This window comes from Bacillus fungorum (genome assembly GCF_002746455.1).
GTDB classification, from domain to species: Bacteria; Bacillota; Bacilli; order Bacillales; family Bacillaceae_G; genus Bacillus_A; species Bacillus_A fungorum.
The window spans coordinates 271,366-290,551 of record NZ_NWUW01000005.1 but is presented as its reverse complement, the minus strand read 5'-3'; the positions used below and the strand labels follow the sequence as shown (position 1 = coordinate 290,551).

The following is a 19,186-nucleotide window of genomic DNA, read 5'->3' as shown; positions in this document are numbered from 1 at the left end:
ACCTACTACAATTTCATACCCCAAATTCATACTTCGTATGAGTGGCGGAATTTTGTAGAGTATCTTACTCTGTTTCGTTCGCCCGTTATCCTTATTTGGATAGCGGGCGTTTTTTATTATTTAAAAGGAGGATTTTCATGGAGAAATTTAAGTACTCATTACTCGTTTTATTCGGAGCTTGTAGCTACGGCGTACTTTCAACTATTTTCAAACTCGGATTCATTGATGAATTTTCAGCACATCAACTATTAGGAGGACAATATGTCTTCGGATGGATTGGTCTTCTTCTGCTCGTTCTTTTCGTTTCACGTCATAAAGTAACAAAAAAGCAATTCTTTTCCTTACTAACAGTTGGCACAACGATGAGTATGACCGGTATCTTCTACGCTATTTCTGTAGAAGAACTACCAGCATCTATCGCTGTCGTCCTGCTTTTCCAGTTCACATGGATTGGTGTAGTTATTGAAGCAATTGCAAACCGAACGTTTCCAAGCCGGGAGAAGGTTATATCTATCATTATGTTATTTACTGGAACATTGTTTGCGGGCGGTGTCTTTGAAGGTCTCGGACAAAACTTTTCCACGAAAGGGATTATCTTTGGTCTATTAGCCGCTGTCTCTTTTTCATTCTATGTTTTTGCAAGTGGACGTGTTGCTACAGAAGTTCCGCCTTATACGAAAAGTTTTCTTATGACAACAAGTGCCACTCTTATCGTATGCCTATTCTTCCCGCCAACCTTTTTAACAGACGGTGCCTTGCAAGCCGGTCTTTGGAAATATGCTTTCTTCCTCGGTTTGTTCGGTGTTGTCGTACCTGTCATTTGTTTTTCAATTGGCGTACCGAAAGTAGGAACAGGACTTGGTACAATACTAGGAGCAGCTGAATTACCAACAGCCATTATCGCTTCTATTACACTTGTGCATGAAGTCGTAACATTCATGCAGTGGATTGGGATTATCTTTATATTACTTGGGATTTTCACCCCTCAGCTCCTTACGGCTAGGAAAGAAAAGAAACATAGTAGCGTGCATAGTGCATAACAAAAGACCTTTCATTTAAAGGAAATTCCATCCCACTGCCGAATAACTATACGTTCACAAAAGGAGTGATACGATTGAATCAAAAACAACTAAGCACACGTAATAAAAAAAGCTGGAATGCAGCTGCTTATGAAGCTTGGACGAATCGCCACGGGGCTCCAGCCGATTATGCGAAAAAGCTCATGGAAGACCCTATGCGCGAGGTAGATCACTATTTACCTTACATACACTCTCCAAAAGGAAAACGTATCATTAATTTACTGGGATCAAAAGGGAATAAAGCCGTTGCTCTCGCTCTTTTAGGAGCTGACGTAACCGTTGTTGATATTTCAGCAAGTAATGCAAAATATGCAAATGAACTTGCGGACGCAGCAGGTGTCTCTATCCACTACATTATTTCTGACGTATTAGATGTAGCTCTCTCCGAATCATTTGATATCGTATTGCTAGAACTTGGTGTACTTCATTACTTTCTAGACTTAAAGCCACTGTTTCAAAAAATTGCTACCTTACTTAAAAAAGATGGGATACTTATTCTTCGTGACTATCATCCTGTTTATACAAAATTATTAGGAGTAGACCACCCCTCATTTCGGGCCAATGGAAATTATTTCGATGAAGAATTGATTGAAGATGATGTTGCTTATAGCATCCTTCTTACAGAAGCGCAGAAAGAATCGTTACCTAAAACAACGATCCGTCGCTGGACGCTAGGAGAAATTATTACAACACTTGCGGGAGAACATTTTAAAATTGAAAAACTAGTTGAAGAACACGGGTCGCATCAAAGATGGGTCTTCCCTTCTACTGCACCGGAAGGAATTGAAGAAAAAATACCTGGTCTCTATACATTAATTGCGACAGCATGCAAAAAAGGATCCCTTCACGGATAGGATCCTTTTTGCATGCTCACGCATATAAGTTGAGGTTGGAGATTACCATAATTCTGTAGAATAGGACACAAGAAATTTCAACATTTCGTCTCTGACTTACGTCGTCAAAAAGGGGTATGACCAACATAACGAAGAGTAATGTTTATAGTTGATACTGATAATCGTTATCAACTAATTAGAAGTATACATGATGTTATTTCAAATTACAATAGCATTTTTAATTTTTATTTGTGAATTTTTTAATATGCAAATGTATACATTTTAAGAACATTTACTCATATTAATCTGCCATATTCCATTATCTGCTATAATTTTCATTGAACAGATTAATAACTTCATAATAATGTTTTTATTAATTATGCTTTAATATTTATAAATCATAATAAACAGTTTTTAAAAGGCAGGGGTAACGATGAAATATGTTAGTATTCGAAAAAAACTACTGTTCACACTCTTAAGCATTTCTTCTTTATTTAGCATTGCTCTTATTGTTATTCTTTCATTCGCTATGAACCAAGCAAGTGAAATTGAAACGTTAAAAAATGATGTATCAAAAAGAGCAACAATTTTAAAAGAACGTGGTGATTGGTTCCAAGCACAAGTTGCTGGTTTACAAGAATATTTACTATCACACGATCAAAAAGGATTGGATAAATTCAACCGAGAAGGAAAAAAACTAGCCGATACTAGAGAGAAAGTAACAAATGATAAAAAACTCCCAGAAGGAATGAAAGAAGCGATTTTAATGGGGGCAAAATGGCGAAGTGTCGTAGATAATGAAGTTCTTCCTCTCGCCCGCGAAGGAAAATGGGACGAAGCATCCAAAATCGCTTTAGCTCAAACCGATTATGTAAACGATCTTTTAAGTCGTTTTACGAAATATGCAAATGAAGAAAATGATAAGCGTGACGCATTAATTGCTGACGTAGAGTCTTCTTCAACTCTTATTCAATATATTATTTTCTTCTCACTCATTACATGTACAGTAACTTCGATTTTATTAGCATGGTGGTTCTCTGGTAAACTCGTTAGACCAATACGACAAATTGATGAGAAATTAAAAGAATTAGCTTCTCAAGATGGCGATTTAACTGCTAGATTACACGTAACGAGTAAAGATGAAATTGGTGATATCGCCAATTCCTTTAATCAAATGCTCACTAACTTACAACGTATAATAAAACAAGTGCAACAAACATCAATAAGTGTAAAAGAAGCGTCTGAAAATGTGTTTATCGAAACAACTGCGTCTATGGAAAACACCGCAAAAACCGAAGAAACTATGAATGCTCTTGAGCACAATATTCGTTCACAAGTTTCCAGCATCGAAGAAAGTTCAACTGCAATGGATGATATGGCAACGAGCGTTCAGCGTATTGCAGAATCTGCCTCTTCTGTTGCTAGCTTAGCTGTTACAGCTTCAGAAAAAGCAGATAGTGGGAATAAAGTCATTGAGAAATCTATTACACAAATGCATACCATTAACGAAGCTGTTAACGCTACATCACAAGTAGTAGAGCGACTTATTACACATACGAATCATATTGATACCGCACTTCAGTCCATTTCTAATATCGCGGAACAAACGAATTTACTCGCTTTAAATGCTTCAATTGAAGCTGCTCGTGCTGGTGAACATGGAAAAGGATTCGCTGTTGTTGCCGACGAAGTACGAAAACTTGCTGAACAATCTCAGCTAGCAGCAACTGACATTAACCATTTACTTCATCAAATTCAAGCAGATACAAAAATAGCAAATGAAATGATGACACAGGGGCAGTCAGAAGCGTCTGAAGGAATTACAGTTATTCGCACCGCTGGATCTTCATTCTCAGAAATTGTTAACCACATTAACAAAGTCTCTACACAAATGCAAGAAATGTCTGCAACTGCTGAAGAAATGGCAGCAAGTTCTGAAGAAATGAATGCAGCTTTAAATAACATCGCTTCTATTTCAAATGAGGTTGCCGCCGAAACATCACGCACAGCAACTTCAGCTGGTGACCAAGTAAACAAAATGAGTGTCGTTGCCAAAAAAGCGTCTGAAATGAAAAATACCGTACAAGAACTTGAAGTTCTCGTTTCTCATTTCAAAACAAACGTTTAAAGCGCAACTTGTATTTATACTTCTATGAGCTCTAAATTGTTAGAAAGAGAGATTTATAGTCTCTCTTTTTTCGCTTTAAAATATCTCTTTCTATCTCTCATTCAGTCTGCTATAATTCCTAATGGAAAGAAGAAAGCTTTATTCCAACTGGAGTAAAGCTTTCTTCCAATTTTTTTACATTTATTAATTCTAATACTAAGATTTTACCAAGGAGGCTTTTAATCATATGAATTTTGTAAGTATCAGGAAAAAACTTATGTTCATGATGGGAACAATCTGTGCTTTATTCGGAATTGCCTTAACTTTTATTTTATACTTCGCCATTGATCAATCACAGAAAGCTGAAGCACTACAAAAAGAAATCTCCCCACTTGCAACAGAATTAAAAAATCGTGGCGACGCTTATCAAGTACAGCTTTCTGCTTTAAGAGGTTATTTACTACAACATGATCAAGTCGAATTAGACAAGTTTAATGAGATGAGTAAACGTCTAGAGGATTCAAAAGATAAACTTCTTTCTAATCCAAATATTTCTCAATCCGTGAAAGATACAATGAATTTAGGGTCCACTTGGAGAAAATTTATTGAAGAGAAAGTTTTCACTCTTGCAAAAGAACAAAAGTGGGAAGAAGCTGTACAAGTAGCTTATGCGGAAAATGGTACTGTTTATAAAGTAATTGGTGATTTCGCAAATTACAGTAATGAACAAGCTAAATTACGTGAACAAGCAATCGAAAAGATCGATAAATCTTCACTACAAATTAAATATGTTATCTTCCTATCACTTGTTATTTGTATTATCGTAGCTATCATTCTTGCATGGTGGTTCTCTGGTAAACTTGTAAAACCAATTCAACAAATTGATAGTAAATTAAAAGAATTATCATCTCAAGAAGGTGACTTAACAGCCCGCCTACAAGTAAATAGTAATGATGAAATTGGTACGATCGCAACATCATTTAATAAAATGTTAGAAAACCTACAACATATTATTAATCGTGTTCAAAAAACATCTATGGAAGTACAAACCGCTTCTGAAAATATGCTAGAAAAAACAAATACATCACGTGAGGCGACAATAAGAGTCCAAAGCTCGATGTCCAACTTAAATGCGAGTATTCAATCTCAAGCCTCTAGCATGGAAGAAAGTTCAACGGCAATGGACGATATGGCAGTAAGTGTTCAGCGCATTGCTGAATCTGCTTCATCTATAACTGAACTTGCTGTAGCTACATCTGAACAAGCTAACGACGGAAGTACTGTTATTCAAAAATCCGTTTCACAAATGACAACGATACACGACGCTGTAAATGCTACGTCAGAAGTCGTCGAACGTCTAATCACTCATACGAAATATATTGATACAGCTGTACAATCTATTTCTAATATCGCAGAGCAAACAAACTTACTTGCTTTAAATGCATCTATCGAAGCAGCTCGTGCTGGCGAACAAGGAAAAGGCTTCGCTGTCGTAGCTGACGAAGTTCGAAAACTTGCTGAACAATCTAAAACAGCAGCAACAGATATTAACCAATTACTACATCAAATTCAACAAGACACTGAAACTGCGAGCTCTATGATGTCACAAGGCCGTTCTGAGGCATTTGAAGGCATTCATGTCATTCGTGAAGCTGGCAATTCTTTCACAACAATTGTGGAGCAAGTAAATAAAGTATCTACTCAAATGCAAGACATCTCAGCAACTGCTGAAGAAATGGCTGCAAGCGCTGAAGAAATGAACGCTTCACTGAATAACATCGCTTCTATTTCGACTGAAGTATCTAGTGAAACAGCAGCAACAGCACAATCTGCTGAGCAAAAGGTCATTACTATGAATGAGATGACTGTAACTGCTAGACAAATGAAGCAAACAGTTGAAGAATTAGATCAACTCGTATCTCATTTTAAAACGGAATAGCTTTCAAAAAATCCCTCTTTCAAAAGGGATTTTTTTGAGCTCATTTCCTGCACATTATACACATTTCCGTTATAATGAGAATCGATATCATTAATATGTAGGAGGTGCTACTGATGTCACAAGAAGCATTTGAAAATAAATTATATGCCAATTTAGAAGCTGTTATTGATCCTGAACTAGGTGTTGATATCGTTAATCTTGGATTAGTTTATGACGTTACAGCAGATGAAAATAATAATGCTGTCATTACGATGACGATGACTTCTATCGGTTGTCCAATGGCTGGGCAAATTGTATCAGACGTAAAAAAAGTATTATCAACGAACGTACCTGAAGTCAATGAAATAGAAGTAAATGTCGTTTGGAATCCACCATGGTCTAAAGAACGCATGTCACGTATGGCGAAAATCGCATTAGGTATTCGCGACTAAATAAGTAAAACTTTAATCATTCGCGAATAGCGAGATAAAGAAAAGACCTGACATTCTAGTCAGGTCTTTTCTCTAATTATTTTACGCCTACTGCATCATAAGCTTTCGTTACAGCTTGTACAGCTTTAGAATTTTTACCATATAAATCTTCAGCTGACTGAAGAGCAGCTTGACGCATCATCTTAAAGTCAGAGTTTGCAGTTAAATATTTTGTAAGAGCACGGTAATAAATTTTTTCTGTCGCTTCACGGCCTACTCCAGTTACTTTCACGCCATAATGCTCGCCGCCGTCAGATACTAAATATGCAGCTTTATTGTTAATACTACTGTTAATATGAACGCCGCCATTATCAGCTGTTCCAGTGTAGCGTTTATTGTAATGATCTGGGTAACCTTCACCTGGTTTTAATGGATTTGGAATAGATGCTGGATCTTTCAGAGAACGAAGTGCATCACCAGGTTTTCCAGGTGTATAAATGTCAGCACCTAAATCCCAGCTCTTCTTCTCAACCATAACACCCATAATATCAGATAACGATTCATTTAACGCACCTGATTCATTTTTATAAACAAGATTTGCTGTATGCTCAGTTACAGCATGCGTTAATTCGTGACCAATAACATCTAGTCCAGCAGATAATGGAATGAATGTTTTACCATCGCCATCACCATACATCATTTGCACACCATTCCAAGCTGCGTTATTCCAACTTTCTCCAACGTGAACAGTAGAAATAAGCTTCGCGCCTTTATCATCGAAAGAGTTACGATTAAATGTCTTTTTGTAGTAATCATATACTTTTCCTGCATTTACATGCGCATCAACCGCTGCTTTGTCATCAAAGAATTTATTTTTACTTTCTACTTCGACACCTGTATATCCGAACCATTGTGAGAATATATTAAACCAGTTTTCATCCATATTCTCTGCATCAAACGTATGAACACCTTGTCCACGCTTCCCATCGAATAAGTGGAACGCTCCGGTTTTCTCATTTTGAGCAATTTCAAATGATTGTCTAGCGCCTAATACTCCGTAACCAAATCCTGTAATGTGATCTACAGCGTTATATTTCTCAATCACATTTCCATTCGTTGCATCAACAAAATAATGCCAATAGCCTGGAGCTGGTTTTGAAATCGATGCTTTAACTAAATATGCAAGATAGTAGTTTCCATCTTTTTCATACACATATAAATCTTTTTTCACACCGTCATAACTCTTTACTTTACCAATTTCTTTCTCAATATCTGCCTTTGCAATTGTTTCTGCTTGTTCCGCACTAATGCTTGCAGCTGTAGGAATATTTTTATCATCTAACTTCGGAATAACTTGTCCGAAGAATGCTTTTACATTATTTTCTTTATCTAGTGTAACAGTTTGATCTGAACCATACACAGGAATGTTATTATGTTTTTCAACTAACTTCACGTGTGTTGTGCCAGATTCAGCATCTTTTTCTTCCCCAACGACATTGAAATGTTTATCAATATTTCCTGCTAATTTGAACATATCTTTCTTACTCTCTAAATATTGAAAGACCGTCTCTTTTTTATCTAGTCCTTCCGGTGCTTTCCATTCTTCACCTATGTATGCAGGTGTTTTAAATTCTTGATGATATTGAATTTTTTGTTCTTCCGCTTTCGTTGTCGTTGCCCCAAACGCTCCAAATCCCCCGGCGATAACAGTTAACGCTAATGCTGATGAAATGACTTGCTTTTTCACTATAACATTCCCCATTCCCATAAAGATTTTTGATACTTTTATAAAATTCTGATTTTTCAAACCAATACCTCTACCAAAAATTTGAGAAACATTTTTCAGACAATTCCAATCAAAAAAGAGGATATCCTATCGGATACCCTCTTTTCTTACGTATCTTATTGTTTTTTCAATTCAATTGCTAAATAGTGTGATTGCTCTTTCGCTTCAATATGAATTTCTTCTTCAATCGCTTCTGCTGCATCACGCATAACAAGTGTCTCACCATTTATTACACTACTTCCTTCAATTTGAACAAGATACAATTGACGACCTTCTTTCACTGGAAAATGAATTTCTTTTCCAGCATCTAACGATAAAGAATATAAATTCGCATCTTGGTGAATTTGAATTGGTGCCTCTCCTTCTAGTGCAGATACCATGTGAAACCATTCATTTTCACGCTTGCTCCAATCAAATTTAAACTCACCATAGTTTGGTTTATGATCCGCACGGTCTGGTAAAATCCAAATTTGTAATAAACGTAGTGTTTCATTTCCTAAATTATGCTCACTATGAAATACACCTGTGCCAGCACTCATATATTGAACATGTCCACGTTCAATTGTTCCTCGGTTCCCCATGCTATCCTCATGTGTTAAAGCACCATCTACAACGTACGAAATGATTTCCATATCGCGGTGCGGATGCATATCAAAACCAGTTTGTGCCGCTACTAGGTCATCGTTAATTACACGCAATGCTCCAAAGTTCATGTTATTTGGGTTATAGTAATTTGCAAAAGAAAAATGAAAATGTGTATTTAGCCAACCGTGATTTGCTCTTCCCATATTTTTATGATCAACTTTTCTAAACATATCCTTCACCTCATATTATCTCGAATTCAAGATTTATTTTAAAATTTTTTCTCACTGTAATTTTTTTAGTAATTGTAATAATTGTTGTTGTTCTTCTACATTTAAATTTTGAAACTGCTCTGCTTGGAATGTCTCTTGAGGCGGAACGATTTCTTCATATAAACCTTTTCCTTTTTCTGTTAACGAAATATATTTTGTAGTCCCCTCTTGTTCACGACGAATCCACTCAAGCTGCTCCATTTTATTTAAAAGCTGCGTGATATTTCCCTTCGTAACAAATAACTTATTTCCAAGCTCTTGCTGCGTTAAACGATCATGCACTCCAACTTGAGCTAGCACATCAAACTGAGCCGCAGATACATTCCATTCTTTCAAATGCTGATTCGTCTCACGAATACTTTTATTATAAAAACGTGATAAACGAAACCATAATAGTAATCCGAGTCTATCTTCTGTTTTCATTCTATCACCTCGCTCGTTTTATACCATTAGTTTAGAACTAAACTTCATAGAAGTCAATCACTTACTTTTAGTAATCAACAAAGAAAGCACAGCGCCATTTCTCCACTATGCTTTACATTAACTTTCTATTTTTATATTCATCTAACTTCCTCTCCGCGAACTTTCTTGCATCTTTCTCAATCCATCTATCTTCGTACAATTCACTTCCAACATACAATACTTCCCTCTTATGTTGCATCGCATGGCGAAATTCATGCAGTAGTGTTTTGAGCACTTGCTCATACTCTTCCCACATACAAACAAAAATTAATTGTTTTTCTTTATGATAAAAACCACCTACCGGAAATAGAAACTCTTCTTCCTCTTCCCCTAACGATAGAAGTACATGATTTGCATCACACGTATCACAAAAAATAACTGGCGTTTTACATACTTCAATAAGTGAAAACAAATCATCTCTTAGCCTTTTGACATCCCAAGGAAGCTCCGAATCCAACACATACCAATTCTCCACCTGTTGATATACATTTTGAAACTGGAGTTCCATTTCTCTTTATTCCCCTTTCCAAGCACCCTTTCCCTATATGTATGCCACAATATGGTAAATATTAAACATATTCTTTCATCCTTGAAAAAATGCCAATAAAAAAAGAATCTATATCGGCATAGATTCTTTTCCATAATCAATTTTTCATCAATATCTTTTACTTTTATTTTTAAAATTTAGCTAGCCTTCGTATCCCACTTAAAGATTTTATTTAAAAATTTATATACATTCTTTGACTCTTTCGTCAGAAGTGGACCTAAGATGGATAATATAAGCACGTATAGTGCTGAGAATGGTTTCAGTACTGACATTAAACCACCGGCGATACCGATATTGGCCATAATGATAGAGAATTCTCCTCTTGAAACGATTGTTAATCCAATATTTGTTGACGCTTTATGAGATAATCCAGCTTGTCGCCCTGCAATCATTCCTGCTACAAAGTTTCCGATGATTGTAAGAAGGACAGCACCTAACGTTAACCATATCGCTCCGCCCAATGAGAACGGATCAATACTTAATCCGAAACTGAAGAAGAAAATAGCTCCGAAAAAGATACTAAATGATGTAATGATAAAAAATATATTACTTCTCATTTTCAAACTCTCAAGACTTACTTTCCATAAAGTTTCTTCTTTCAAATCATCCCCTCTTTCTCGCTTTATATTTAGTTTTTTAAAATGTAAATAATTCTAAAAATATTATAATGTAACATAATACTAGCATAAAATACGTTTAAGTAACGTAATTTTTTAGAAAAATTGATTCTCGTATATTTTTTGCATATAATTTTCTTATTATGAAAAAAAGGAAGTGTATTATATGGTTGATATCTTTAGCAGATTCCTTGAGATAACGAATAATATTTTATGGTCATATATTCTTATTGTAATGCTAATCGGCTTCGGTCTTTATTTCTCTTTTAAATTGAAGTTTGTCCAAATTACTCATTTCAGTGAGATGATCGGTTTAATTAGTAAAGGATTTAATCGAAAAGAAAAAAAGAAAGATAGCATCTCCCCGTTTCAAGCATTTTGCTTAAGTGCAGCAGCACGTATCGGTATCGGAAACTTAGCTGGTGTAGCACTAGCCATTTCAATGGGTGGACCTGGCGCAGTATTTTGGATGTGGTTTATCGCTATCCTTGGGGCAGCTACTAGTTTCGTAGAGTGTACGCTCGCGCAAATTTATAAAGTAAAAGATGGAAGCAGGTTCCGTGGTGGTCCAGCATATTACATGGAAAAAGGATTAAATAAACGCTGGATGGGTGTTTGGTTTTCATTTCTTATTACAGTTGCGTACGGATTAATTTTCAATTCTGTACAAGCAAACACTGTAACAATAGCATTTGAAAATGCTTTTGGACTAGAGCGAATAATCGTAGGAGCTCTATTAGCTTTATTAGTTGCCGTTATTATTTTCGGTGGTATCAAGAGCATTTCACGTATTACAGAATTGATTGTTCCTCCAATGGCAATTATTTATATCGGTGTGGCAATTTTTGTCGTTATTAACAACTTCACCATGTTACCAAGCATTTTTCTGGAAATATTTAATGGTGCATTCGGTTTAGACCAAGCTATCGCTGGTGGTATTGGAGCAGCAATCAAGTTCGGAATTCAGCGCGGTTTATTCGCGACAGAAGCAGGTATGGGTAGCTCTCCTAACGCAGCTGCAACATCAGATGTATCTCACCCTGTCAAACAAGGACTTGTTCAAGCATTAGGTGTTTTCGTAGACACATTCTTAGTATGTACATCAACAGCATTTATCGTATTATGTTCTGGACTTTACAAAGGAACAAATTTACAAGGTATCGAATTAACACAAAATGCACTTAGTTCACAAATCGGACCGTGGGCAAGCACTTTCTTAGCGATTATTATTTTCCTATTCGCATTCAGTTCTTTACTAGGAAACTACTATTATGGTGAAACAAACATTGCATTCATTAAAGAAAGCAAAACATGGTTAATGATTTATCGTGTTGCAGTTGTCGGCATGGTATTCTTCGGATCAATCGCTGCCCTTCAAACAGTTTGGAGCTTAGCTGATTTATTCATGGGACTAATGGTATTCACAAACTTAATTGCCATCTCATTCCTAAGCAAGTTCGCCTACGCAGCATTAGTAGACTATATTAAGCAAAAGAAACAAGGAAAAGATCCTGTTTTCGTTGCAAGTTCTATCCCTGGCTTACAAAACACAGAATGCTGGGATGGACAAGATGTAGAAGAAAAACAGAAGGCTGTGTAATAATTAAAAGCAGAAGCGGCTCGTTCAGAATCGCAGGGCACTTTAAGCTCTCGACCTTGAAGCGCTTTTTGCTTCGAGCGAGAGAGCGAAATGGCCGGAGATTCTAGCCGCTGGAGCTGGATATCATTTAAAGCAGAAGCGGCTCGATTAGAACAAGAGCTATATATTTAAGAAAATTCCTATTACTCCACAGTAATAGGGATTTTTATTTACAACAGTTCATAATTTGTTTAAATTAATTCCAGTAAAAAGGTTGATTTATAAGAATTACTAGATTATAATAATTATAAATTAGTAACCCTTATAAAATACAAACTCAAAAGGAGATTGATCATAATGAACAAACAAGTAATCGAAGTATTAAACAAACAAGTAGCAGACTGGAGCGTTTTATTCACAAAATTACACAACTTCCATTGGTACGTAAAAGGACCTCAATTCTTCACATTACATGAGAAATTCGAAGAACTATACACAGAATCAGCTACTCACATCGACGAAATTGCAGAACGTATTTTAGCAATTGGTGGTAAACCAGTAGCAACAATGAAAGAATACCTAGAAATATCTTCCATTCAAGAAGCAGCTTACGGAGAAACTGCAGAAGGGATGGTCGAAGCAATTATGAAAGACTACGAAATGATGCTTGTCGAACTGAAAAAAGGCATGGAAATCGCTCAAGGCTCTGACGACGAAATGACATCTGACCTACTACTAGGCATCTACACAGAACTAGAAAAACATGCTTGGATGCTACGTGCGTTTTTGAATCAATAATAGATTTAAAAGCGGAGGTGGCTCGTTTAGCTCTAACTGGCTAAGGTTCTTTCACATAGAAGGCGCTTTTTGCCTTCTTATGTGGAAGGTTCTTAGACACGAAGAGCTAGCCACCGAAGCTGGATAATAAACTAAAAGCGGAGGTGGCTCGCTCAGAGTCGCAGGGCATTGGAGCTCTCGATCTTGAAGCGCTTTTTGCTTCGAGCGAGAGAGCGAAATGACCGGAGATTCTAGCTGCTGGAGCTAGATAATAAATTTAAAGCGGAAGCGGCTCATTCAGAGTTGCTTTTTTCTATGGGATAATCGCGCAGAAATTATATCAGCGCCTCTCTCCTCTACTTTTATCAATATATTACAATCCCTTTTATGTTAAAATATAGGAAACACCCTTTAGTAAAATAGATCCAAAAAGCTTTTCCATATTCATCATTTACTACTTAAATGGCGGGAGTGGTTCAGTTGAAAGACTACTTAATTAGAGCATTTTTTGCGTTAATAACGGTTGGGATTGTCTTACTTATAGCTAATATTTTCAATATACGTATCGAGGTTAAAGACTACGCTTTCCTCGTTGTTGTAGCAATTGGTGGCGGCTGGGGTGGCTGGTACCTGTATAAAAAACAAAGTAATCAAAGTGATAAAGGCATTCCAAAGTAATATGGAATGCCTCCTTTTATTGCCGTCTATAATAAATAATGAAATTCAAACCGCTAATACAGCCAATCAAAATAAACATACAAAACGATTGTACATCTCCACCTAGATTATACTCATCAACGATAAATCCAGACATAAACAACGTTATCGCTGAAAGACCGATACATAATATCGAAATAAACCAAAGCGAAAATTCATTAATTAGCTTTTTCTTCTGTCTTAAATCAATTAGTATAACAAGAATAGATGCTGCTAAAATACTTTTAAAAACAGGACGTAAATACACAAACTCCTCCATCTATTTCTCCTTTTCCAAAAACATTACATCTCAACATTAACATTTTCAACCAATTTAAAAACACATGCCTTTTCAAAGTAAAATGACATGTGTTTCCAAAAATATCTATAAAATTGCATTATGATAGTTGCTTCCACTTCGTTCCTAAAACAGGACGCTCGTAATTTTGTATCTTGTGAATGAGTGTATCTGCCGTCTCAGCGGCAACTATTAACTCTTTATTTGATGGGTTCATAAATCCTTCTTCAGCTGCACGTTCAACCATTTGCAGAATTGGCCCATAAAAGCCTTTTATGTTCAATAAACCAACCGGCTTATTATGTATACCAATTTGTGACCAACATACAACTTCAAATAGTTCTTCAAACGTTCCGTATCCGCCTGGCAGTGCAATAAAAGCATCCGCAAGCTCCGCCATTTTCGCTTTACGTTCATGCATCGTTTCTACTTCAATTAATTCTGTTAATCCTGTATGTACAATTTCTCCTCGGAATAGACCTCGCGGCATAACACCTGTTACACGCCCGCCTAAACGAAGAACTTCGTTTGCCACTTCTCCCATTAATCCAACGCATGAACCGCCATATACGAGCTCATACTCGTTCTCAACAAACATTCTTCCTAACTGAATTGCCTGCTCTTTAAACTCTGGTCTCTCCCCTAAGTTGGAACCTGCAAACACACAAATCTTTCTCATTCCTACACCCCAAAACTATATATTGTTATGATACAATGAACATTGTACAACATATTGAAGGGATGAGGAAGAAATGGATATCGTCGCATTTCAAAGATGGGTGGAGGAATTTTACGAAAAACGAAGCTGGTCACAGTATAATTCCTTTATTCGCTTAAATTTCTTAACAGAGGAAGTTGGGGAAGTTTCACGCGTTGTTCGCGCTATTGAAATCGGTCGTGATCGTCCTGATGAAGACGCTAAGACAGAAGAAGAGCTAAAACAAGAACTAAAAGAAGAACTTGGTGATGTACTATCTAATCTTATTATTCTTTCACAAAAATATGATTTAGATTTACAAGACATTATGGAAGCACACGTCACAAAGCTTTCGAAAAGGTTCGAAACATCTAAATGATAATATTATCAATTATGATATAATATTCTTGTCACAATACTAAGGGGGATTTTATGTTATCTAAAAAATTGCACGACGCACTAAACGATCAAATGAACTTTGAATTTTACTCTGCCCACGCTTATATGGCAATGGCTGCTTACTGTACAGCCGAGAGCTATGATGGATTCGCTAACTTTTTCCTTGTACAAGCTGAAGAAGAACGCTTCCACGCAATGAAGCTTTACAACTACATTAATGACCGCGGTGAGCGCGCTATTATTACTGGATTTGATAATCCGAATAACGAATATGAGTCTGTACTGAACGCTTTTGAAGTAGCACTTGAGCACGAGCGTGAAGTAACGAAGCGTATTTACAACTTATCTGATATCGCTTGGGATGAGCGTGAGCATGCAACAATTACATTCTTAAAATGGTTCGTCGATGAGCAAGTAGAAGAAGAAGCTTCATTCGATAGCATCATCCAAAAATTAAAACGTATTACAAGCGATTCAAACGCACTATTTATGCTAGATGCTGAATTGGAGAAACGTACATTTACGGCTCCAGCTGAGTAATATTTCAATCACCTTAATGAATGGATTAAGGTGATTTTTTAATTTGTTCTTCTCTAAGCTTAATAAGCTTAGCCACATCTTTCTTATATAGCCTTGAAATTTTTTCAACAAAGTCACTATTAGTAAAAGTCCCATCTCCTTCTTCTACTATGCTTAAATATCCATGTATAAATTTCAAAAACGCTCTAGCATCTTCTCCGGTTAAATGATCAATGTTCTCTATAATCTCATCAAACTCCCTTAAACTATCCCGTTCTTTCAACCTAATTCCCCCTCTCTACATTATTTATCATATCAAAATAAAAAAAGTCGTTTATCCCTCTAGGCGAGAGATAAACGACTTCTTTATTATTTACCCCGCATTAACGGGCAGTAAGACCCCATCCTCAAAATTCAGTGAGGGCAAAGGAGTTAGGTGGGGGATCAACTGCCCGTAAATGCCCGATTGGTGAAGGCTAATAATCCGTGCCCTCCACGGATTAAAGTTTCACTTTATTAAAGCATAACCCCAACGATAATCGCTGATAATATACTTACTAACGTTGCACCATATACAAGTTTTAGTCCGAATGATGATACAACGTTTGCTTGTTTTCCATCGATACTCTTCGTTGCACCTGCGATAATTCCGATAGATGAGAAGTTCGCAAATGACACAAGGAAGATAGATAAAATACCTACTGTACGAGCTGATAAATCGCCAGCTACTTTACCAAGGTCAAGCATTGCAACAAATTCGTTCGTTACTAATTTCGTTGCCATAATTTGTCCTGCTGTTAGCATCTCTGATGTTGGAATGCCCATTACGAATGCTAATGGTGAAAAGACATATCCTAAAATGCTTTGGAATGTGATTCCGAAAATTGAATCGAATACACCGTTAATTGCTGTAATTAATGCTACGAAACCGATTAACATCGCCGCTACTGTTACAGCAATAGAGAAACCAAGCATAATATATTCGCCTAACATTTCAAAGAATGTTTGTTTCTTATCTTCTTGTAATTCTAAAATATCGTCTTCTTCTTTTACTTCATATGGATTAATGATATGAACGATAATGAATCCACTGAATAAGTTTAGTACAAGTGCTGTTACTACATATTTTGGATCAATCATTTTCATATAAGAACCGACGATTGACATCGATACTGTCGACATGGAAGATGCACAAAGTGTGTATAAACGATTTTTCGGTAATTTGCTTAGTTGATCTTTTACTGTAATGAATACTTCACCTTGACCAACAATTGCAGCTGCTACTGCATTATATGATTCTAGTTTTCCTAAACCGTTAATTTTACTTAATAGGAAACCGACTGCACGAATGATAATCGGTAAAATTTTAATATGTTGCAGGATCCCAATTAGTACTGCTAAGAAAATAATCGGTAATAATACCGTTAAGAAGAATGGTGCTTGTCCATCATTTGCTAGACCACCAAATACGAAATTAACCCCTGCTTCCGCAAATTTTAAAATAGCGCCAAACCCATCTGCAATCCCTTTTACTAATACAAATCCGACCTTTGTATTTAGTAAGAAATATGCAAGTACCAATTGAATGACAAGCATAAGTGCAATTGGTTTATATTTAATTTTCTTACGATCTGAACTGATAAGGAATCCTAGTACAAATACTACAAGTAAACCGACTAGAAACATTACTATTTTCATATGTGAATCCTCCACTTTTCCCACGAGTTATTGGTCGTATAACGTATAACGAATGACGTCTGACCATTGATGTTAAAAAAATTTAAAACCCCTAAATACTATTCAACTGTTATCTAAAATCAGTAAGCGTTTACATAAATTGCAATTTATAAAAGGTAGCCTCTTCTCTCCTATCATACTTGAAAGTCTGAAATTGATACCACCTACAAATCAAATTGTAAGCGTTATCTAATCGAAATGCAATATAAATTTAAAAAGATTTTTATATGTTAATATATTCCTAATAAATTGGTTTTTTCATGAAAATTTACCATAAAAAATAGTCCTAACTATGAGCTAGGACCACCCTTTTTTCCCCCGCTTTAACGGGCAGTAAGACCGCCACCTCAAAATTCAGCGGAAACAAAAAAGTTAGGTGGGTGATTAGCTGCCCGTAAAAGCCCGATTGGTGAAGGCTAATAATCAGCGGGGGATAAAGCCCCCCACTGATTAAAGTTTCACTTTATAACATAACACCAACGATAATCGCTGATAGAATACTTACTAATGTCGCACCGTACACAAGGCGTAGACCGAATGATGATACAACATTTGATTGATTTTCATCGATACCTTTCGTTGCACCTGCGATAATTCCGATTGATGAGAAGTTCGCAAATGATACAAGGAATACAGAAAGAATACCAACTGTACGAGCTGATAAATCACCAGCTACTTTTCCAAGATCAAGCATTGCAACAAACTCGTTTGATACTAATTTTGTTGCCATAATTTGTCCCGCTGTTACCATCTCTGCTTGCGGGATACCCATTACGAATGCTAATGGTGAGAAAATATATCCTAAAATAGCTTGGAATGTAATACCGAATATTGAATCAAACAAGCTATTGATTGCTGTAATTAATGCTACGAAACCAAGTAACATCGCTGCTACCGTTATCGCAATTGTAAAACCAAGCATAATATATTCACTTAGCATTTCAAAGAATGATTGTTTTTTCTTATTTTCTAATTTCAGTGTATCTTCTTCTTCTGTAATATCGTACGGGTTAATAATATGAATAATAATGAAACCACTAAATAAATTTAATACAAGTGCCGTTACTACATATTTCGGCTCGATCATTTTCATATAAGAACCTACGATTGACATTGATACTGTCGACATGGAAGATGCACATAATGTATATAAACGATGTTTTGGGATTTTACTTAATTGATCTTTTACTGTAATAAATACTTCAGCCTGTCCAACAATAGCAGCTGCTACTGCGTTATATGATTCTAGTTTTCCTAGACCATTTACTTTACTTAACAAAGTACCAATAGCACGAATAAATATCGGTAAAATTTTAAAGTGTTGCAGAATTCCAATTAAAACGGCAAAGAATACGATTGGTAATAACGCTGTTAAGAAGAATGAAACCTCTCCTTTATTAACAAGGCCACCAAATACGAAAACGATTCCAGCTTCCGCATATCCAAGAAGCGCGCCAAATCCATCTGAAATTCCTTTTACTAAAATATAACCAACCTGTGTATTTAATAAGAAATAAGATAGTGCTAGCTGAATAACAAGCATAATTGCGATTGGTTTGTACTTAATCTTCTTTCGATCGGCACTTATAAGAAAACCGAGTACAAATACAACGAGCAATCCTACAAGAAACATAACAAACTTCATTAATAAAATCCTCCATTTAACTCTTCATTAACGTTGAACGTCTGACCACTCAAAATAAGAAATAATCCGAACTTTCCATTTCTCCTCCAAAACCTTAAACCGGGTAGGAAAGATCATAAAACCTCTTGTTTCAAAGGCATTTTCCATTCTAACATAAATCACAACTCATATCCGCACTTTTCTTTAAAAAATTACATTTTATTAT

At 36.1% G+C, this 19,186-nt stretch carries 19 protein-coding genes and 1 pseudogene; 10 read left to right on the top strand and 10 right to left on the bottom strand.

Translation table 11 applies throughout. The annotated features are described in order from the left end of the window. The first annotated feature begins 137 nt into the window (after nt 1-137). From CO726_RS10045 to CO726_RS10025, 5 genes are all read left to right on the top strand, one after another. On the top strand, nt 138-1,040 hold the full coding sequence (locus CO726_RS10045; protein ID WP_099684147.1) for an EamA family transporter: 903 nt from the start codon (nt 138-140) through the stop codon (nt 1,038-1,040). Between the two features lie 74 nt (nt 1,041-1,114). Then, entirely contained in the window at nt 1,115-1,933 is an 819-nt protein-coding gene (locus CO726_RS10040) for a class I SAM-dependent methyltransferase (RefSeq protein ID WP_099684146.1), read from the top strand. A gap of 412 nt (nt 1,934-2,345) precedes the next feature. Continuing rightward, nucleotides 2,346-4,040: a methyl-accepting chemotaxis protein gene (locus CO726_RS10035; RefSeq protein ID WP_099684145.1), complete on the top strand. Its 1,695-nt coding sequence runs from the start codon at nt 2,346-2,348 to the stop codon at nt 4,038-4,040. Between the two features lie 226 nt (nt 4,041-4,266). Beyond that, nucleotides 4,267-5,958 carry a methyl-accepting chemotaxis protein gene (locus CO726_RS10030; protein WP_099684144.1) on the top strand — a complete coding sequence of 564 codons (1,692 nt, stop codon included), beginning with the start codon at nt 4,267-4,269 and terminating at the stop codon, nt 5,956-5,958. Between the two features lie 113 nt (nt 5,959-6,071). Continuing rightward, on the top strand, nt 6,072-6,389 hold the full coding sequence (locus tag CO726_RS10025; protein WP_000076427.1) for a metal-sulfur cluster assembly factor: 318 nt from the start codon (nt 6,072-6,074) through the stop codon (nt 6,387-6,389). Between the two features lie 76 nt (nt 6,390-6,465). On the opposite strand, the gene nprB is transcribed toward CO726_RS10025, so the two are convergent. The 5 genes and pseudogenes from nprB to CO726_RS10000 form a co-directional block, all read right to left on the bottom strand. After that, nucleotides 6,466-8,115 carry a neutral protease NprB gene (gene nprB, locus CO726_RS10020; protein WP_136699516.1) on the bottom strand — a complete coding sequence of 550 codons (1,650 nt, stop codon included), beginning with the start codon at nt 8,113-8,115 and terminating at the stop codon, nt 6,466-6,468. A 155-nt stretch (nt 8,116-8,270) separates the two neighbouring features. Then, the gene (locus CO726_RS10015; protein ID WP_098759673.1) at nt 8,271-8,969 is read right to left on the bottom strand and encodes a pirin family protein; all 699 of its coding nucleotides are present in this window, start codon (nt 8,967-8,969) and stop codon (nt 8,271-8,273) included. Nucleotides 8,970-9,020: 51 nt separating this feature from the next. Beyond that, entirely contained in the window at nt 9,021-9,431 is a 411-nt protein-coding gene (locus CO726_RS10010; RefSeq protein WP_099684143.1) for a MarR family winged helix-turn-helix transcriptional regulator, read from the bottom strand. A gap of 112 nt (nt 9,432-9,543) precedes the next feature. Then, the gene (locus CO726_RS10005; RefSeq protein ID WP_046960033.1) at nt 9,544-9,978 is read right to left on the bottom strand and encodes a DUF3920 family protein; all 435 of its coding nucleotides are present in this window, start codon (nt 9,976-9,978) and stop codon (nt 9,544-9,546) included. Nucleotides 9,979-10,154: 176 nt separating this feature from the next. Beyond that, a pseudogene (locus CO726_RS10000) lies at nt 10,155-10,541 on the bottom strand (cation:proton antiporter domain-containing protein); the annotation flags it as partial. Nucleotides 10,542-10,800: 259 nt separating this feature from the next. Between CO726_RS10000 and CO726_RS09995 the strand changes: the two are divergent. From CO726_RS09995 to CO726_RS09985, 3 genes are all read left to right on the top strand, one after another. Further along, complete coding sequence (locus CO726_RS09995) at nt 10,801-12,234, top strand: alanine/glycine:cation symporter family protein (protein ID WP_099684142.1); 1,434 nt, start codon at nt 10,801-10,803, stop codon at nt 12,232-12,234. A 336-nt stretch (nt 12,235-12,570) separates the two neighbouring features. Further along, entirely contained in the window at nt 12,571-13,011 is a 441-nt protein-coding gene (locus CO726_RS09990) for a Dps family protein (RefSeq protein ID WP_099684141.1), read from the top strand. Between the two features lie 459 nt (nt 13,012-13,470). Next, a complete protein-coding gene (locus CO726_RS09985) occupies nt 13,471-13,668 on the top strand; it encodes a hypothetical protein (RefSeq protein WP_000656323.1) in 198 nt (65 codons plus the stop codon). A 16-nt stretch (nt 13,669-13,684) separates the two neighbouring features. On the opposite strand, the gene CO726_RS09980 is transcribed toward CO726_RS09985, so the two are convergent. Continuing rightward, nucleotides 13,685-13,966: a hypothetical protein gene (locus CO726_RS09980; protein WP_099684140.1), complete on the bottom strand. Its 282-nt coding sequence runs from the start codon at nt 13,964-13,966 to the stop codon at nt 13,685-13,687. 118 nt (nt 13,967-14,084) lie between these two features. Beyond that, nucleotides 14,085-14,663 (bottom strand): LOG family protein, encoded by a 579-nt coding sequence (locus CO726_RS09975; protein WP_098759666.1) that lies wholly within the window; start codon nt 14,661-14,663, stop codon nt 14,085-14,087. Nucleotides 14,664-14,736: 73 nt separating this feature from the next. Here CO726_RS09975 and CO726_RS09970 point away from each other — a divergent pair, with 73 nt between their 5' ends. Together CO726_RS09970 and CO726_RS09965 are read left to right on the top strand one after the other, a co-directional pair. Continuing rightward, entirely contained in the window at nt 14,737-15,060 is a 324-nt protein-coding gene (locus CO726_RS09970) for a MazG nucleotide pyrophosphohydrolase domain-containing protein (RefSeq protein WP_000355762.1), read from the top strand. A gap of 53 nt (nt 15,061-15,113) precedes the next feature. Next, complete coding sequence (locus CO726_RS09965) at nt 15,114-15,620, top strand: ferritin (protein ID WP_048553125.1); 507 nt, start codon at nt 15,114-15,116, stop codon at nt 15,618-15,620. A 25-nt stretch (nt 15,621-15,645) separates the two neighbouring features. On the opposite strand, the gene CO726_RS09960 is transcribed toward CO726_RS09965, so the two are convergent. The 3 genes from CO726_RS09960 to CO726_RS09945 all read right to left on the bottom strand — a co-directional run bounded on the left by CO726_RS09960 (nt 15,646) and on the right by CO726_RS09945 (nt 18,981). Continuing rightward, nucleotides 15,646-15,882: a hypothetical protein gene (locus CO726_RS09960; RefSeq protein WP_099684139.1), complete on the bottom strand. Its 237-nt coding sequence runs from the start codon at nt 15,880-15,882 to the stop codon at nt 15,646-15,648. A 233-nt stretch (nt 15,883-16,115) separates the two neighbouring features. Beyond that, entirely contained in the window at nt 16,116-17,297 is a 1,182-nt protein-coding gene (locus CO726_RS09950) for a NupC/NupG family nucleoside CNT transporter (RefSeq protein ID WP_046198730.1), read from the bottom strand. Nucleotides 17,298-17,799: 502 nt separating this feature from the next. Further along, nucleotides 17,800-18,981: a NupC/NupG family nucleoside CNT transporter gene (locus CO726_RS09945; protein ID WP_099684137.1), complete on the bottom strand. Its 1,182-nt coding sequence runs from the start codon at nt 18,979-18,981 to the stop codon at nt 17,800-17,802. Nucleotides 18,982-19,186: the final 205 nt, after the last annotated feature.

Excerpts from the sequence above, each read along its gene's own strand:
- CO726_RS10045 (WP_099684147.1), top strand. The coding sequence starts at position 138 with ATGGAGAAATTTAAGTACTCATTACTCGTTTTATTCGGAGCTTGTAGC.
- CO726_RS10035 (WP_099684145.1), top strand. The coding sequence starts at position 2,346 with ATGAAATATGTTAGTATTCGAAAAAAACTACTGTTCACACTCTTAAGC.
- CO726_RS10030 (WP_099684144.1), top strand. The coding sequence starts at position 4,267 with ATGAATTTTGTAAGTATCAGGAAAAAACTTATGTTCATGATGGGAACA.
- CO726_RS10025 (WP_000076427.1), top strand. The coding sequence starts at position 6,072 with ATGTCACAAGAAGCATTTGAAAATAAATTATATGCCAATTTAGAAGCT.
- CO726_RS10015 (WP_098759673.1), bottom strand. The coding sequence starts at position 8,969 with ATGTTTAGAAAAGTTGATCATAAAAATATGGGAAGAGCAAATCACGGT.
- CO726_RS10010 (WP_099684143.1), bottom strand. The coding sequence starts at position 9,431 with ATGAAAACAGAAGATAGACTCGGATTACTATTATGGTTTCGTTTATCA.
- CO726_RS10005 (WP_046960033.1), bottom strand. The coding sequence starts at position 9,978 with ATGGAACTCCAGTTTCAAAATGTATATCAACAGGTGGAGAATTGGTAT.
- CO726_RS09995 (WP_099684142.1), top strand. The coding sequence starts at position 10,801 with ATGGTTGATATCTTTAGCAGATTCCTTGAGATAACGAATAATATTTTA.
- CO726_RS09990 (WP_099684141.1), top strand. The coding sequence starts at position 12,571 with ATGAACAAACAAGTAATCGAAGTATTAAACAAACAAGTAGCAGACTGG.
- CO726_RS09980 (WP_099684140.1), bottom strand. The coding sequence starts at position 13,966 with ATGGAGGAGTTTGTGTATTTACGTCCTGTTTTTAAAAGTATTTTAGCA.
- CO726_RS09975 (WP_098759666.1), bottom strand. The coding sequence starts at position 14,663 with ATGAGAAAGATTTGTGTGTTTGCAGGTTCCAACTTAGGGGAGAGACCA.
- CO726_RS09970 (WP_000355762.1), top strand. The coding sequence starts at position 14,737 with ATGGATATCGTCGCATTTCAAAGATGGGTGGAGGAATTTTACGAAAAA.
- CO726_RS09965 (WP_048553125.1), top strand. The coding sequence starts at position 15,114 with ATGTTATCTAAAAAATTGCACGACGCACTAAACGATCAAATGAACTTT.
- CO726_RS09950 (WP_046198730.1), bottom strand. The coding sequence starts at position 17,297 with ATGAAAATAGTAATGTTTCTAGTCGGTTTACTTGTAGTATTTGTACTA.
- CO726_RS09945 (WP_099684137.1), bottom strand. The coding sequence starts at position 18,981 with ATGAAGTTTGTTATGTTTCTTGTAGGATTGCTCGTTGTATTTGTACTC.